Here is a 15,884-nt window from a genome sequence, read left to right on the forward strand (position 1 = left end):
TCCAGGTCGGTGGTGAACTGCTGGAAGGCCTTGCCGAGCAGGGCGACGAAGCCGGCGATGGCGGCGAACCCGGCGGCGATGGTGATCATTTCGCCCACGTCGAACGTCGACAGCGTCGTCATGAGCTTGGCGATGGAGTCGAAGAAGGTGTTGAGGTGCGGGATCACCTTCTCCAGGTCGGTGGTGAACTGCTGGAAGGCCTTGCCGAGCAGGGCGACGAAGCCGGCGATGGCGGCGAACCCGGCGGCGATGGTGATCATTTCGCCGACGTCGAACGTCGACAGCGTGGTCATCAGCTTGGCGATCGCCTCGAAGAACGAGTTGAGCTGCGGGATCACCTTCTCCAGATCCGTGGTGAACTGCTGGAACGCCTTGCCCAGCGCGGCCACGAAGAGCGCGATGGCCGCGAAACCCCCCGCGATCATCCCCAGCTCGCCGAGGCTGAACTTGGCCAGCGCGTTGATCAGCGGGATCAGCCCGAGCGACAGCAGCACCACCGCGGCGGCCGCCTTCAGCGCCCCCGCGCCGAAGGTGGCCAGCGCCGCGCTGACCCCGAACAGGAACGCCACGATGACCGCCAGGCCCAGCGCCAGCAGGCCGATCAGCCCCAGCAGTTTCAGCAGGTCGATGTTCGCCAGCGGGTCGGCGCCGGTCACGATGATCTGGATGGTCCCGGTCAGCCCGATGCCCTGGTTGAGCTTGTCCAGGATCGCCTGGAGCAGCCCGATGATCACCGAACCGATCCCACTGACCTCGGTGGCGAAGGCCGCCACCAGGCTCTCGATCCGGGCCAGCCCCTCGATGATCTGGTGCAGGTGCAGGTGCGAGCGCCCGTCCAGCCAGCGCATGTAGGCGATGTGGTCGAGCAGCTCGAGGAACTTGTTGTAACTCAGGTAGGCCACCGCCCACCGGGTGGCCTCGATGTGGTCGAGCAGCGCCTCGTTCATGATCTGGACCTTGAGCCGCCGGTCGGCGACGCCGTTGAACACGTCGACCACGTCGATGCTCAACATCCGCAGCCCGTCCTGGAGCGCCAGCAGGGCCGTCTCGATCCGGTCCAGCGGCGGGCGGACCACGTCGACCAGGCCGCTGCGCACGTACGCGCCGATCAGGCGGGCACTGTTGTCGCTCAGCGACAGTGAGATGGGCAGCACCCCGTCCACCGCGGTTCACCGTCCTTTCCTGGTATCCGTCGCCCCGTCAGTGCCGCGACTGCGCCTTCGCCCGGTCCATCTCGGCCTTCTGCTCGGCGAGCACGTCGGCCAGCAGCCGCACGTACGCCCGCCGCTCGTCGATCTCCAGTCCCATCGCCTCCGACCAGCTCCAGTGCAGGTGGTAGCCGAGCGCGAAGACCTCCTGCCGGAGCCGGTCGGCGTCGGTCAGCTCGGGGTAAAAAAACTGGTCAGGTCCAACGAGGTGCGCATCGGCCGGCCGCAGGTGCCGCAGTCGAACTCGCGGCTGAGGTCGACGCCCGGCATCTCGTCGCGGAACGCCCGCTCGATCCGGCCCCGGTCGCTCATCGTCAGGTCGGACAGGATCTTCGTGCCGAGCGCCTCGCGGCGGTTGTCGGGCATCTCCTCCCCGTCGCCGCTGACGCTGACCAGGCAGCGGGCCAGCAGCGCGTTGGTGCCCTTGGCCGCGTTGTCCCGGGCGATCAACGACACCCGCTCCTCGTCGGCGCCGATCGGCAGGCGGAAGCGCAGCATGTCGTACCAGGCGTCCTTGGCCCGGTCCTCGAAGCCGTCCTCCAGCTCCACCACGATCTCCGGGATCCCCAGCCCGTCGCTGCGGCGTACCGGGAAGGTGTCCAGGTCCTCCAGCACCACCGTGGTCTCCCGGCACGACGGGCAGGTGTAGTGCGCCTCCAGCTCGGTGCCGAAGGTGAGCTTGCGCAGCTCCAGCAGCAGGAAGTTGCGGTCCGGTGAGGTCAGCGCACCGATCACCGACCGGTTCACCTGGCTGATCTCGCCGACCCCGCGCACACAGCCGTTGAGCAGCTCGGTGACCATCTTGCCGCCGTTGGCGCGCAGCTTGCGGTCGGCGAGCAGCGCCTCCTCGTGCCCGGTCATCTTGCGCAGCAGGGCGGTGCGGTGCAGCCGCCCGTCCAGGTCGAGGTGGCCGACGGGCAGCCGCACCTCGTGCTCGCGGGGCCGGCGGGGCCGGACCTCGATCTCGGTCATCGTCACGAGACACGCTCCAGGCCCTCGTGCTCCAGCTCCAGGGTCTGCTTGAACAGCCCGGAGCTGCCCGCCTCCAGATCGGACAGCTTGGAGGACTTCACCCAGGCGCCGTAGAAGGCGAACCGGAGCACCTCCTGACCGTTCTCCAGCTTGATCACCGCGCCGTTGCGTCGCACGGACGAGGTGTTGGTGTTCCCGTTGAGCTGGAACATCTCGGCGAACCAGTCCTTGAAGAAGCCGTCGAACCGGCTGCCGTCCATGTTGCGCTCGATGACCAGCGTGTCGAACTTGATGATGCCGCTGGAGATCTTGTGCACCGTGGGCGAGCCGCCGTCGGGCTGCTCGATCGTCTCGGTCATGCCCTCGTTCAACCCGGTGACCTTGGTGACGGGGCACTGGGTGCCCTCGATCTCCACCAGGAAGCCGTGCGTACGGTACGACTCCTGGAACGTCAGCTCTGCCATCTGTCTCGCCCTTCCCGTGTGCCGCTGATCAGCCGTCGGTCGCGGTCGCGCCGCTGTCCTGCTGGCCGACGACGATGAGGATCGCCTCGGCCGGTTTGGCCGGATAGAAATAGACCTCGAGGGTGAAGACCCCGTTCGCCACGTCCGCCGGCGCGTTGTTCTCGGCGTCGCACTTGACCGTGAAGACCTGCTCGGCCGGATCGGAGCCGAACGCGCCCTGCCGCCACAGCCCCAGCAGGAACGGGGTGACCACGTTGAACCGCACCATCCGGCGCAGCGCCTCGTCGTGCGGCTCCTGCGCCACCCAGGTGAGGCCGTCGCGCAGCGACGACTTGACAAAGTTGAACAGCCGGCGGACGTTCACGAACAGCCAGCGGGTGTCGGTGGAGAGCGTCCGGGACGCGTCGACGACGATGCCCGCACCGGGCAGCGCCCGGATGCCGTTGACCCCGCCGTTGCGGACCAGGTCGGTGTGGTCGGCGTCGGTCATGTCGTACTCCACGCCGAGGGCGTCGGACAGTCGCGCCTCGTCCCCGGCGGGCGCCTTCCACACGCCCCGGGCGTCGGCGATGCGCGCGTACGTGCCGAGCACCTGCCCAACCGGCGGGATCCATACCAGCGGCTGCGCCACCGCGGTGGCCACGTCGGGGTTGACCACCTGGATCCACGGCCCGTACAGCGCGCCGAACACCTTCCGGCCGCGCAGCCCCGCCGCGTACGCCTTGGCGCCCTCGCGGTCGAAGCCGTACGGCACCGCGCCGACGAACATCGCGTCGCCGCGCCGCTCGCAGTAGCCGATCGCCCCGGCGGCCACCCCGATCGAGGTGGACTCCGGGCAGGCCAGCAGCTGGATCGCCACCTCGTTGAACGCCTCCAGGCCGGTGCGCTGGGCCGGGTCGCCCAGGTAGGCGGTGTCCGCCGGGTCGGCCCCGTCGTCGCCCCCGGTGAGCGGGTACACGCCCGGGGCGGGGGCGTCCAGGCCGACGCCGGAGGCGCTGTCCAGGTCGGTGACGACCAGGTACGCCGAGCCGCCCCGCGGGTCGTTGACCACCGCCTCCACGTACGAGTCGTGGTTGTCGACCATGCTGACCGGGCCGAAGCGTTCCACCTCGGCGCCGTCGCGGCGTACCACCAGGTCGAACTCGACGGTGGAGACCCGCACCGCGGCGGCCGGCAACGCCGGGAACGCCGGGCTCGCCCCCCACCCGATCAGCCGGTACGTCTCGGACGCGGCGGTGAGCTGCCGGAACGTCTGCGAGCCGGCGACCGGGGCGGCGGCGGCCAGCCCCAGCGCGGTGCGCGCGTCACCGCCGCCGCCCGGCGCGGCCGTCGCGATCGTGCAGCCCGCCCCGTCCCGGTTCGACAGCAACGCCAGCCGGTTGTTGTGGGTGACCTCGGCGCTGAACGCGACGGCCTGCCGGTTGATCGCCGCGACCACCTCGGCCACGGTGACCGCCGCCGGGTTGGCGAAGTCGGAGTTGTGGAAGACGATCGTCTCCCCGGGCCCGCCGTCGGTGGTCACCAGCAGGCCCGCGCCGTCGGCGACCGTGGCGGCCACCGCGGCGGTGCCGATCGCGTGCCCGCGGACCGCGAAGCGCACGGCCGAGCCGATCCGGAAACCGCTCGCCGACGACAGCGCCGCCACCGTCCGGCCCGCCGCCAGGGAGCCGTCACTGTTGGCGTTGCCGCCGGTGAAGCCGAGCGCGGCCGGTGCGGTCACCGCGAGCCGGGACCAGACCCGGGGGTCGGTGGCCACCGCGGCGACCGCGACGGTGCCGTCCGGGGTGACCGCGGCCCGGACCGCCGTGGTCTGCCGGTTGATCGCCGCGGCCACCTCCTGCGCCGACGCCGCGCCGATGGTGGCGAAGTCGGCGGCGTGGAAGGTGACGGTGCCGACCTGGTCGACGCCCCGGGTGGTGACGGTGAACTGGGCGGTGGCCCCGTCGGTCAACGCGAACGGCTCGGCGGTGCCGCCGACCACCTGGGCGGGCACCGAGGCGACCCCGAGCGGGTGCGGCTCGACGGCCACACTCAGCGCGTCGCCCCAGCCGCCCGGCTCGGTGACGCCCCGCGCGCCGGCCCGCAACCGCAACGTCGGCACCGGGGTGCCGGCCTGGTCGTTCACCACCACGGTGGACGACGCGGCGCCCGCGCCGACGACCCGCACCACGTACGCGTCCGAGCCGCCGTTGTCGAAGAAGCCCCGGACCGCGTACGCGCCGAACGCGTCGGCGGTGTAGCCGCCGAAGGTGGACACGAAGTCGCCGAAGCCGCGGACCCGGACCGCCCGGTCGGGCGCGCCGCGCGCGCTGCGGACGAGGAACCCGGCGGTCGAGGTGGGCGCGGAGACAATCGCGGGGGACGACTTGCCGTCGACCTCCACGACGGTCACACCGAGGTTGATGGTCATCAGCTACTCCTAGGCTTCGGCGGCGGTGCCGCCGCCGGGCTGCTGGCCGACGATGAGGTGCACGGTCTCGGCCGGGCGGACCGGGTAGAAATAGACCTCCACCCGGAACAACCCGAGGTCCACGTCGGCGGGCGGGTTGTTCTCCGCGTCGCACTTGACGGTGAAGACCTGCTCGGCCGGGTCGGAGCCGAAGGCGCCCTGCTGCCACAGGCCCAGCAGGAACGGGGTGATCACGTTGAACCGGACCATCCGGCGCAGCGCCTCGGTGTGCGGCTCCTGCCGGACGAAGCGCAGCCCGTCGCGCAGCGACGACTTGACGAAGTTGAACAGCAGCCGAACGTTCACGTACTGCCAGCGGGTGTCGGTGGAAAGCGTCCGGGAGCCGGCCACCACCGGCGTCCGCCCGCCGGGCGAGAGCAGCCCGTTGGTACGCCCGTTGCGGACCAGGTCGTCGTGCTCCCCGGCGCTGAACGCGGCGGCCAGCGACAGCGCGCCGCGTACGGCGGCGGCGTCCCCGGCCGGGGCCTTGTGGATGCCGCGCTCCTGCTCGGTGCGGGCGTAGACACCCATCACGTGCCCCTCGGGCGGGACGAACCGCACCGGCGTCGGCCCCACCCCGGCGGGATCGGCGACCTGGACCCACGGCGCGTACAGCGCCCCGTAGACCTTCGCGCCCTGGAACTGGGCCGCGTACTCCTTGACCGCCTGGGTGTAGTGCGCGACGGTCTCGGTGTAGTCCGCGGCGGAGCGGGGGACCGTGCCGGCCGGGTGGCCCCGGTCCGGGGCCGAGCCGACGTACACGCAGTCGCCGCGCCCGGCGACGTAGTCCAGCGCGCCCCGCACCACCAGCGCCTCGCCCACCGCCGGGAGCAGGTGCGCGTCGGGTACCGCCAGCAGTTGGACGGCGGCGGTGTCCAGCGCGTGCAGGCCGGTGTGCGCGGCGGCGTCGCCGACCAGGTCGCCGGCCCCGGCGGCGGTCTCGCTGCCGCCGGTGAGCGCGACGCCGCTGACCACGGCGGGCAGGTCGACGCCGGGCGCGGCGCTGCCCAGGTCCGCGACCGTGACGTAGCGGGAGCCGGTGACCGGGTGGTTGAGCCGGTCCGACACGTAGTCGGCGGAGCCGGCCTGCATGGAGAGGTTCGACCAGGTCTCGACGACCGGGAACGCGCCGGTGGCGGGATCCTGCTGCCGGACGACGAGGCGGAACTCGGCGCTGCTGACGGCCACTCCGGCGGCCACCGCCTCACCGGTGGCGGCGCCCAGGGTGACCGTACGGGTGGCCCGGTCCACGGCCGTGACCACTCGCAGCAGCGTGGTGGTGGAGGCGATCCGCAGCACCGTGCCGACGTCGACGCCGGCCAGTGAGGCGAGCTGCACGCTGGTGGCGGCGGCGGTCGCGGCGGCCCCGACGGTGGTGACGGCCCGGGGATCGTCGCGGACGTCGAGCCGCAGCGCGTGCGCCCAGACGCCCGGGTCGGCCACCCCGCGGTAGCCGGCGCTGACCCGCAGGCCGGCGGCCGGGGTGCCCTGCCGGTCGTTGAGGGTGGCCCGGGCGGCCTGGCTGCCGGCGCCGGCGATCCGCACGACGTACGCCTCGCGGCCGCCGTTGAGGAAGAACCCGGTGACCGCGTGCGGCAGGTACCCGTCGGCGTGGTGGCCGCCGAAGCGGGCGGTGAACTGGTCCAGGCTGCTGACCCGGACGGCCTGGTCGGGCACGCCCCGGCGGGTACGCCCGACGAACGCGCCGACGGAGGTGGGCGCGGCCGCCAGCGCGGGGCTGGCCCGCCCGTCGACCTCGGTGACGTTCACCCCTACCTGAAGTGCCATCGCTACGAGTTCCTTTCTGGCGACATCCGGACCGTCCCTTGCGCGACGAGGCGGCGGAGCAGGCCGTCGGCGGCGGTGCCGGAGGCGACGACGAGACGTCCGCGGGCCGGCAGCACCTGCCGGCCGGTGGGCAGCTGTAGTTCGACGGGGGCCGAGGTGAGGTTCTCCAGGACCGTGGTGCCGGCGGCCGGCCGGCAGACCAGCCGCGCCGGAGCGGTGGGGTACGGGTCGCTGAGCGCGGCGTCGCCGGTGAAGCCGAGGACGGCGGCGGCGTCCGGCACGTCCGCCGCCGGTGGGGTCACCGCGAGCCGGGATCCGACGCCCTGGGTGGGGGAGGTGAGGCGGACGTGCCCGTCGCCGGTGGGCCGGGCCACCGCGCGGCGCAGCTGCCGGTTGATCCGCGCCGCGACGTCCTCGGCGCTCCACTGCCCGTCCTGGTCGTCGAAGGTGACCTTGCGCCGTGACCGGTCGTCCACCTGCACGCTCATCGCGGCTCCCGGCGGCAGCGGGTACGGCCCGGCGGCGGCGCCGGTGAGCACGGCCGAGCCGGGTCCGTGGCCGGACACCGCGACCGGGCCGCCCGCGCCCAGCCCGAGGGCGGCGGCCGCGGTGGAGGCGGTGGGGTCCACCTCCAGCACGGTGCTCTCGCCGGTGCCCTCGGTGGCGAGCACCAGCGCGCCGTCGGGGTCCACGTCGGCGGTGACCCCGTCGACGCCCTCGAACGCCGCGGCGAGCTGCTCGCCCGTCGCGCGCAGCTCGCCGCCGTCGGCGGTGGCGTCCGGCACGGTGTCCTGGTCGAAGGTCAGGGTCTGCCACGGTCCGTCGTCGACCCGCAGCACGAGGGTGGCTCCCTCGCGGAGCCGGTAGCTGGTCATATCCGGAGCACGATTCCTTCCTGGTCCTCGGGCCCGGGCGTCGGCGGCGGCGCGGACCCGCTCGGGTCCCAGGGGGTGTCCAGCGGGCCGGAGCGCAGCTGCGCCTGGCGCACCCACGGCGCCTCGGTACGCGCCCCCTGCTCGACGCGGGTGCCGACGTGCAGGTAGACGGGGGCCGGCACCGCGCGGGCGCGGATGTCCAGCGGTGGTGGCAGCAGCGTCTGCACCGGCAGCACGGTGCCGTTGACGCGCAGCCCGGTGTCGACGCCGACCCGCCGCAGGATCTCCGTGCGCAGCGCCAGCGAGTGCGCCCGGTGCCGGGCGGCGGGCAGCAGCTGGTACTCGGCGAGGACGGGTCGCGGAGGCGGGCGCAGGCTGCACACGGTCAGCCCGCCCCGGACCCGGAACGAGTCGCGCTGCGGGATGTTCCAGCCCCGCTCGGGCTCCTCGCGCTGGTCGGTCAGGGTGAGCAGCACCACCGGGTCGGGCAGCCCGTCGACGGCGGTCACGTCGGTGAACGGGGGCTCCTCAACGACCACCGGGGCGGTGACGCTCAGGCGCGCCCCGGGGCCGGTGGCCGCGGCCAGGGCGGGGGTGACGGTCAGCGTCGTCGTGCCGGCCACCTCGTCGTGCGCCGCCGCGGTCACCGCGTACCGCCCCGCCGTGCCGTCCAGGGTGATCCGGTTGCCCGGGTACAGCGCCCGGTTGAGGCCGACGACGAGGGTGGTCGCGCCGGCCGCGGCGGGCTGCACCGGCAGTGCGGTCACGCCGGGCAGCGACAGCCCGGCGAGCAGCTCCACCAGCGCCGTCTCCACGTCGAGCAGCGCCTCGTCGCGTACCGCCAGCAGCTCGTCGAGGTGGATCTCGAAGGGCACGCCGGTCAGCACCCGGAGGGTGAAGCCGGTGACCTGGTTGCGCCGGTCGCCGACGATGCCGAACCGGTGCTGCTCCCAGGTGCGCCGCCGGTTGACCGGGATCAGCCAGCGGTGCTCCTCGCCGGGTGCGTCGGCCGCGTCCGAGTAGGAGAGCTCCAGCAGGAAGGGCGCGGCCGCAGTGCCGTCGGCGGCGCGCGAGGCGTACGTCCAGAGCCGCAGCTCGTCGTAGCCGCTCAGGTCCAGCGGGGCCGGCGGGGTGAGCTGCGCGGTGACGCCGGTGGCCCCGGCGTGCGTGGTGAGCCGCAGCGAGCCGGTGCCCTGCACCCGGAACGCGGTGACGGCGCTGTCGAGCAGGGCGGGGTTCGCCGAGGTCCAGGGCTGCTCGAAGCCGTGCACCAGTTCACTGGCCATGTCGTTCCCCCCTCACCCTCGTCCGGTCTTGCTCACCGTTCCGCCTCGTCGTCCGCCCGGATGGCCGCGGCCAGCTCGGCCGGGGTCGCCCAGGCGACCTCGACGAGCTGGGGGCGCAGCCGGTAGCTCACCGCCGTCCCCGCTCCGGTGACCGCCAGCACCCGGATGCCCGGGTACTGGTCCAGCAGGTGCGTGGCGACCCCGGGCAGCCCGCCGGCCGGAGCCGGCACCACGACCACGTCCGCCGCCTGCGCGCCGGCGGCCTGCAACAGCTCCCAGGGGTCGGCGGCGACGCCGACCACCTCCAGGTCCGCCTGTTCCTCGACGGCCCGCAGAACCGCGTCCCGCACCGTCGTCGCCACGCCGCCGAGAAGTATGCGAATTGCTGGCACCATCGGCCTCCTCCGTGCGGCACCTATCACGGTACGAATGGGGGCGGCGGTCGAGAATGGAGCCTTGTGCCCAATTAGGGACCAGGGTGCGGACTGGTCCTTTGGTACCAGGGCCGGTGGTACCCCATTGATCTCCTCGGCCGTCGGTATGCATTCCCTGTCCGCTGCGCGACACCAATTCGATCGATCAGCAGAATGAGTTAGGTCGTTCGGCCGAAACGGGCGGACGATCGGTTTCCGGGCCGGACCTGAACGGGGTCCGCCTCGCGTCGCCGGCCCCTTTCCCGGGGGCGGCGATCACCCGATCGACGTCACCAGCCGGGCGCCCGGGCGGGACCGCGGGCGCCGCGCACCAGGGCCGCCGCCTCGCCGCGGCGGCTCACCTCGAGCTTCTCCAGGAGATTGTGTACGTGGTTCTTGACGGTCCGGATCTCGATGTTGAGCTTGCGGGCGATCTCCTTGTTGGACAGGCCCTCGTCGATGAGGCCTAGGATCTCGCGCTCCCGGGTGGTCAGCCGGCTCCCCCCGGCGGGACCGCCCGGGCCCTGCCCGCGCTGCCCCATCCGGCGCATCAGCGCCGCCGCCACCGGCGGAGGGCAGGTCACCTCGCCCCGTCCGGCGGCGGCGACGACCCGCAGCAGCCCGTCGCTCGTCTCGTCGCGCAGCAGGTAGCCGGTCACCCCCGCCTCCGCGCAGGCCACCACCTCGTCGTCGCTGCCGGAGACGCCCAGCGCGATTACCCGGGTGTCGGCTGCGGCGGCGACCAGCAGTCGGCAGATGGCGAGGCTGTCCCGCGTCGCCAGGCTCACCAGCACCACCGCGAAGCCGTGGTCGGCGACCGCGCGCAGGGCCTCGTCGGCGTCGGCCGCCCCGGCCGCTCGTTCGACGAACGGTTGTGCGCCGAGGACATCGAGGACGTGATCGCGGAAGAGCCGTATGTCGTCAACTACGAGGACACGCACCGATGTCCCCTCGGATTCATTCATCACTGTGCGTCTCCCGGCCCGGACGCGGCATGGCCGCCGCCCTGTGCACAGGAGATAACTCGCGGCCCGCGCGCACAAGTCCTGTGACACCTAGTCGACATGGTCATGCCGTGCGGGTCACTCCCGGTGGCTTTATTACCCGCCGACTTTGTCGCGGTGGTGGACAATGTGTCATTTCGTCGAACCGTTGGGCGAATCGTCCATTCCTGAATTGCGGTGCATGCCGCGCGGCAAACATCGGCCGGGACCGACCGACGACCGCGTTGCGGGCGCGCGGTCGGCTCCGGTAAGGGACGTCTCGTAACGGGGTGAAGGCGTTGCTCGGCATCGGGCTGGTGGTCAGCCGGCGACGATGATGGTGAGGAGGTTGGCGATGCCGGACGCGGTGTTGACCAACGTGTGGGCGGCGCGGCGGTAGTCGCGCAGGATCTCGAAGCACTTCATCCTTGAGGTTCCCCTGGTAGGTCGGAGGCTCCGGCGAACCGGGGGAAGGGTCTGCCGCACCGGAGCGTCGATGAGCCCCTCGCTCGAACCGGCGACCTCACACGCTTGATGCTTGCTTCTGGCCGCTCAGGTAGCGGGGCCGCCCGTGAGACGGCTTAGCGTCTGCCTGGCGTTTGGGTAGGCGAGTCGCAGGGTGTGTGCGGTGAGGCGGGTTGCCCACCAGGTGAGGGCGACGAGGTAGCCGACGGTCAGTGCGCTGCTGGTGTTGCTGGTGAAGACGACGGCGTAGCCGATGGCGAGGCCGGGAGCGGTGACGGTGCGGATGGTGCGGCTACGGCTGGCGGTCAGTGCGGTGGCGACGCCGAGCAGCGCGGCTCCGACGCTGCCGACGAGGCCGGGCATGCCGGTGAGGTCGACCGGCGCGGTGATGGTCAGTGCTGCCCGCATCAGGTAGATGCCGATGCCGGCGGTGGCGGTGTGCAGAACTGCTGGTCGGGTGCGTGTGAGCCAGTCGGGTAGCTGCGGGGCGGGGATGCGGGGTGCGGTGGCGGCGATGACGGCGGCGCAGGCGGCGAGCGGTAGCGCGGAGCCCAGGGTCCACTTCAGGTACGGCTGGTAGTCGTATTCGACGGCGGTGCCGGTGGCGAGGCCGTAGAGGGCTGCGGCGATCGTGCCGCCGGCTGCGGCGGCGAGGTATCCGCGTCGGATGAGGGTGCCGGTCGCCGGCTCGGGTGTGCTTGGGGTGGTTGTGCCGGCGAGCCAGGTGATGGGGGCGAGGTGCGCTACGGCGAAGGCGGTGATCATGGCGAGTGCGCCGGCGACGCCGAGCTGCGGCAGTGAGGTGCGCACGCCGATGACGTGGTAGTCGACGGTGACGACGTCTGCGGTGAGCACTGCTTGTAGGAGCAGGGCGAGGGAGCAGCCGCCGATGACAATGGCGCTGGTCAGGTCCCGGATGCGCAGCCGTACCCGTGGTAGTTGGGTGGCGGCGGCGGTGGGTGTTGCGTGGTGGTGCGCCGTGGTGAGGGTCAGGGCGCCGTCAGCGAGGGCGTGGGAGTGGCCGATGAGGCTGGTCGGCGTGTGACCGGTGGCTGCCGTGAGCCGCTCGTGCAGGCCCGGTATCGCTTCGGCTTCGCGGTGAATCACGCCGGTGAGGTGGTGACGGTCCACGTCAGCCGCGTCGAGGATGTCCTGGACCGCGCCGTCGACGCCGTCGAGGAGGGGCTGGGCTGCGGCGGTGACGTCGTCGCGGGTGATGACGGCGGGCTGGCGGGGTGCGGGTAGGAGGACGGGTGCGCGGTCCTGCGTCGTCAGGAGTTGCCGGGCCTGGCGGATGGACTCCAGCAGCGCTACCGCACCGTCGGATTGGGCTGTCTTGGCCGGCGGCGGGTCGTCGTGCGTGGGGCTGGTGCCGGTGATGTGCTGGGCGAGCGCGTGGTCCAGGTCGTGGGTCAGGCTGATCGGTCGGGTCGCGAGTTCGCGGTATCCGTCGGGGTTGGCCTGGAGGATGGTCAGGGTGATCCGGTGCCGGTCGGCCTGGCAGATCAGCAGGCAGGAGGCGTCAGGGACGGTGCCGGCCGTGACGTAGGCGGCGAGTGCCGCTGGCGCGGTGACCATGGCCGGGGCGGGGAGACTGGCGCGGGTCGCCGCGTCGGTGAGATGCCCTCGTCGCCGAGGTCCCCAGCCCGAGGGGATCGTGATGGTGAGAGCGTCGACGGGGGCTCCGGTCTGGCGGACGGCCTGATCGGCGATGTGCCACAGCTGACCGGCGAGCAACTGCACGGCGTCGAGCGGCGGCTCGGTCCTGGCTGCGCCGAGCAGTTCCAGCGGGTCGTCGATGAACTGGTGGTCCGGCGAGGGCGTGGATGGCGCGGTTACGCCTACGTGTAGCTGACCGGAGGGGTCGACGGTGAGTCCGTGGGGCATGACGATGCGGCCGTTGAGCATGACGGGGATCCGCGTGCCGTGTAAGTCGGCGGTGGCGGCGATGACCGCAGAGGTGAGGTCGATCGACAGTCGGATGCCCCCGTTTGGCATGTGAGGCAGTCTCTCTCGGCAGGGGTGGAGATCGTCAATTGCGGCTTTGTTGAGTGATCCTTTGTGCGCGGATGGTGAGAATCCTTCTCGGCGGGATGGTCATCGGCTCCTGTTGCCCTGTATGCGAGTAGGAGGTTGGTATCGGGCGGGGGGAGACAGGATGCCGCAGGAGTCGCCGGGTCGAGGTGACCGGCTGGCCGAGTACGTGCGTCCCACGGTCTACGCCCCACCCGCCCAGGCTGCACCGCGTCGTCCGGCGCAGCGGGCGTCCTCCCTGGCCCGGGTGATCCGTGCCGCTGTGGGCACGGCGGCTTTCCTGGGTGGGCTACCTGCCCTGCTGTTGCTCCTCGGCGGCAATCCTGTCCAGCGGTTGCCGTCGGGGTCGCAGCTGGTGGCGTGGTTCGACCAGCCCAGCGGACGATTCACCCCGACCGTGCTCGCGGGCGCGGTCATCTGGGCGCTGTGGCTGCTGTGGGCTGCGCTGGCGCTGCTACTGATCGCCGAACTGGTTGCCCTCGCGACCCGGTCGCGCATCCGGGTGCTGCGACTCCCCGCGCCGCTGCACCGGCTGGTGTTCGGGTTGGCCGGCACCGCGGCGATCGCCGTCACCTCCGCCGGCAACCTCACCCCCATCGACGGGGGAGGCAACTCACCCGCCGCTGTCGCCCCAGCCGGCGCTGCGCAGGCAGTCCCTCGGCAGGCCGTTGCGCGCGGTCCCGCGCTGATCCAGGTCGCCGACACCCGATACCTCTACACGGTCGAGCGACACGACACCCTGTCCAGGGTCGCCAAAGAATGGCTCGGCGACGCCGGCCGGTGGCCGGAGATCTGCCGCCTCAACAAGCACCGCCACTTCCCCGGAGTCGGCGGCACCCTGCGCGACTGCGACCTCATCTACCCAGGCTGGGAACTGCGGCTGCCCGCTGATGCCCGCCCACCGCAGGCAGCCACACCAGCCACCCCGGCCCCTGCGCCGCCACCAACCACCGTGACCCCCTCCCCGCACACTGCGCCAGACGGCCCGAGTCCTACGGCTTCGCCCACTACGGCCGACCGCGGATACTCCGCCACGTCCGAGAGCCCACCACCGGCCACCGCGAGCGCACCCACGCCGTCCACCGGGGCGGATCCCGTCCCCACGATCACGGCGTCACCTTCCACCTTGCCGCCTGCCAACGGCATGCACAGTCCCGCCGGGGCAGGCGACGAGCAGGGTGTGCAGTTGTCTGCAGGCAGTTGGCTGCCCTGGTCACTCGCCGCCGCGATCACCACAGCGGCGGCCCTGGTGTGGCGGCAGCGCCGACGCCGCTATACCGGCAACCCTGACGACGACCCACCCACCGAACTACCACCACCGGTGGTTGAGCTGCGCCGTGCCGTGGCACACAAGCCTGAACTACCGCCTCCCGGCCCTGACGACACCGGACCGCCCCGGCTGGAGCCCGATCTCGCACCTCTGCCCTCGGGCGCAACCGGCATCGTCGGCGACGGCGCACTCTCCGCCGCCCGCGCCGCTCTCGTCGCCGTGCTGGCCTCCGGCGACCCACACCACCCCCACCCGCGCGGCGAGGTCGTCATCGACACCGCCACCCTCAATACGCTGCTCGGCCCGGACATGCCGGCGATCGGCCCGTGGCCACGGCTGCACGTAACCGACAACCTCGCCGGCGCGCTCAGCACGCTCGAGTCCCTGCTGCTGCAACGCAGCCGCATCGCGCACGAACAAGCGCTCACCGACCTCGACGCCTCGCGACCTGACCCACCGGACGAGCAGGCGCTGCCACCGATCATGCTCATCACCGGGGCGCCGGGCGCCGATAACAGCGCTCGGATCCAAGCCACTCTCGCAGCGGGGAAGGAACTACACGTGGCTGCGCTGCTGCTCGGCGAGTGGCCCCACGGCGACACCATCGAGGTCGCCCCGGACGGCCATACCACCCACCTTCATGGACAGGCCCCTTCACCCGTACCGTCGCGCCTGGCTGTTCTCGAACCAGCCACAGCGCATCAGATCCTGATCACCCTGAAGGAAGCCCAGACGGGCGAACGGCCCGCCACCGCCTCCTTGGCGGCACCGGTCACGGCAGTACCGTTGCATGCCAGCCGAACCGCCACCACACCAGACGAACAGCCGGCTGCCACGTCCCCGCCAGCTGACTCAACGACCGCCAAAGCAGAACTTCGGGTGCTCGGGCAGCCGCGGATCGACAACATCACCAAGCCCGGCCGACCACTGCGCGCCAAAGCTCTCGAACTCGCCGTCTTCCTGGCCTGCCACCCCGACGGCGTCACCACCCGCGACATCGGCGAATACCTCGAACCGGACGCCCGCATCAGCCAAGCCGACCAACGCGTACACACCAACGCCTCGAACCTTCGCCACGTCCTCGGGCGCGCCGGCACGGCGGAGGCAAAGAACTCCTACGTCATCAAGACGGCCGGACGGTACCGGCTCGACCCGGCAACCGTCGATGTCGACGTGTGGACGCTGCGCGACCTCATGCGCCGCGCGGCCATTGCCCCCGAGCCGCGCCGCCGGGAACTGCTGACCACCGCCTGTGAGCTCGCGGCCGCACCGCTCGCCGAAGGACAGGACTACGAGTGGCTACAGCCACACCGCGAGACGGTCCGCCGTTGGGGCACCGAAGCTCACCTCCTGCTCGCCGACGACCTGCTCGGCCACGACCCGCAAGCCGCATCCGACCTACTCAACAAGGCGATCGAACTCGACTGCTACAACGAAGCCCTCTACACCAAAGCGATGCACGCCCGCCACGCCCTCGGCGACGCCGACGGCATCCGTACGCTACTGCGTGCCCTCACCAGAGCCCTCGCCGATCTCGACATCGAACCTCAGGGCGAGACCATCGCCCTGGCCGCCCAGTTCTGTGGCAGTCTGGCCGAATAGTAGGCAGCACCGGCTTGGGGGCACGGGCTGACGCCAGATCGAGCGTCGAGCAGTAATCAGCGGCGTCGACGGCGG

General features: G+C 72.0%; 11 protein-coding genes and 1 pseudogene. 1 reads left to right on the forward strand and 11 read right to left on the reverse strand.

The genetic code is table 11. The annotated features are described in order from the left end of the window. From AB0I11_RS24355 to AB0I11_RS24405, 11 genes and pseudogenes are all read right to left on the reverse strand, one after another. Positions 1-1,154: hypothetical protein (locus AB0I11_RS24355; protein WP_357324773.1), on the reverse strand; the 1,154-nt coding region annotated here is incomplete at its 3' end. A 225-nt stretch (positions 1,155-1,379) separates the two neighbouring features. Next, positions 1,380-2,186 carry a hypothetical protein gene (locus AB0I11_RS24360; RefSeq protein WP_357324776.1) on the reverse strand — a complete coding sequence of 269 codons (807 nt, stop codon included), beginning with the start codon at positions 2,184-2,186 and terminating at the stop codon, positions 1,380-1,382. Further along, complete coding sequence (locus AB0I11_RS24365; RefSeq protein WP_046566633.1) at positions 2,183-2,644, reverse strand: phage tail protein; 462 nt, start codon at positions 2,642-2,644, stop codon at positions 2,183-2,185. The genes AB0I11_RS24360 and AB0I11_RS24365 overlap by 4 nt, the downstream gene beginning before the upstream one ends. A 28-nt stretch (positions 2,645-2,672) precedes the next feature. Continuing rightward, positions 2,673-5,054 (reverse strand): phage tail sheath C-terminal domain-containing protein, encoded by a 2,382-nt coding sequence (locus tag AB0I11_RS24370; RefSeq protein ID WP_357324779.1) that lies wholly within the window; start codon positions 5,052-5,054, stop codon positions 2,673-2,675. Between the two features lie 9 nt (positions 5,055-5,063). Continuing rightward, entirely contained in the window at positions 5,064-6,881 is a 1,818-nt protein-coding gene (locus tag AB0I11_RS24375; protein ID WP_357324782.1) for a hypothetical protein, read from the reverse strand. Between the two features lie 2 nt (positions 6,882-6,883). Then, positions 6,884-7,756 (reverse strand): hypothetical protein, encoded by an 873-nt coding sequence (locus tag AB0I11_RS24380; protein ID WP_357324785.1) that lies wholly within the window; start codon positions 7,754-7,756, stop codon positions 6,884-6,886. Next, complete coding sequence (locus tag AB0I11_RS24385; RefSeq protein ID WP_357324788.1) at positions 7,753-9,042, reverse strand: hypothetical protein; 1,290 nt, start codon at positions 9,040-9,042, stop codon at positions 7,753-7,755. The genes AB0I11_RS24380 and AB0I11_RS24385 overlap by 4 nt, the downstream gene beginning before the upstream one ends. Before the next feature lie 32 nt (positions 9,043-9,074). Next, the gene (locus tag AB0I11_RS24390; protein ID WP_357324791.1) at positions 9,075-9,404 is read right to left on the reverse strand and encodes a hypothetical protein; all 330 of its coding nucleotides are present in this window, start codon (positions 9,402-9,404) and stop codon (positions 9,075-9,077) included. Between the two features lie 341 nt (positions 9,405-9,745). Next, positions 9,746-10,396, reverse strand: coding sequence for a response regulator transcription factor (locus AB0I11_RS24395; RefSeq protein WP_357324794.1), 651 nt, complete (start codon positions 10,394-10,396; stop codon positions 9,746-9,748). 363 nt (positions 10,397-10,759) lie between these two features. Further along, positions 10,760-10,870: pseudogene (locus tag AB0I11_RS24400) on the reverse strand (IS5/IS1182 family transposase); the annotation flags it as partial. 120 nt (positions 10,871-10,990) lie between these two features. Next, complete coding sequence (locus tag AB0I11_RS24405; RefSeq protein WP_357324797.1) at positions 10,991-12,901, reverse strand: hypothetical protein; 1,911 nt, start codon at positions 12,899-12,901, stop codon at positions 10,991-10,993. 160 nt (positions 12,902-13,061) lie between these two features. Here AB0I11_RS24405 and AB0I11_RS24410 point away from each other — a divergent pair, with 160 nt between their 5' ends. Then, positions 13,062-15,809, forward strand: a complete 2,748-nt coding sequence (locus tag AB0I11_RS24410; RefSeq protein ID WP_357324800.1) for a transcriptional regulator — start codon at positions 13,062-13,064, stop codon at positions 15,807-15,809. Positions 15,810-15,884: the final 75 nt, after the last annotated feature.

Source organism: Micromonospora sp. NPDC050495, assembly GCF_040655175.1.
GTDB lineage: Bacteria > Actinomycetota > Actinomycetes > Mycobacteriales > Micromonosporaceae > Micromonospora.

Excerpts from the sequence above, each read along its gene's own strand:
- AB0I11_RS24370 (WP_357324779.1), bottom strand. The coding sequence starts at position 5,054 with ATGACCATCAACCTCGGTGTGACCGTCGTGGAGGTCGACGGCAAGTCG.
- AB0I11_RS24405 (WP_357324797.1), bottom strand. The coding sequence starts at position 12,901 with ATGCCAAACGGGGGCATCCGACTGTCGATCGACCTCACCTCTGCGGTC.
- AB0I11_RS24375 (WP_357324782.1), bottom strand. The coding sequence starts at position 6,881 with ATGGCACTTCAGGTAGGGGTGAACGTCACCGAGGTCGACGGGCGGGCC.
- AB0I11_RS24410 (WP_357324800.1), top strand. The coding sequence starts at position 13,062 with ATGCCGCAGGAGTCGCCGGGTCGAGGTGACCGGCTGGCCGAGTACGTG.
- AB0I11_RS24380 (WP_357324785.1), bottom strand. The coding sequence starts at position 7,756 with ATGACCAGCTACCGGCTCCGCGAGGGAGCCACCCTCGTGCTGCGGGTC.
- AB0I11_RS24385 (WP_357324788.1), bottom strand. The coding sequence starts at position 9,042 with ATGGCCAGTGAACTGGTGCACGGCTTCGAGCAGCCCTGGACCTCGGCG.
- AB0I11_RS24365 (WP_046566633.1), bottom strand. The coding sequence starts at position 2,644 with ATGGCAGAGCTGACGTTCCAGGAGTCGTACCGTACGCACGGCTTCCTG.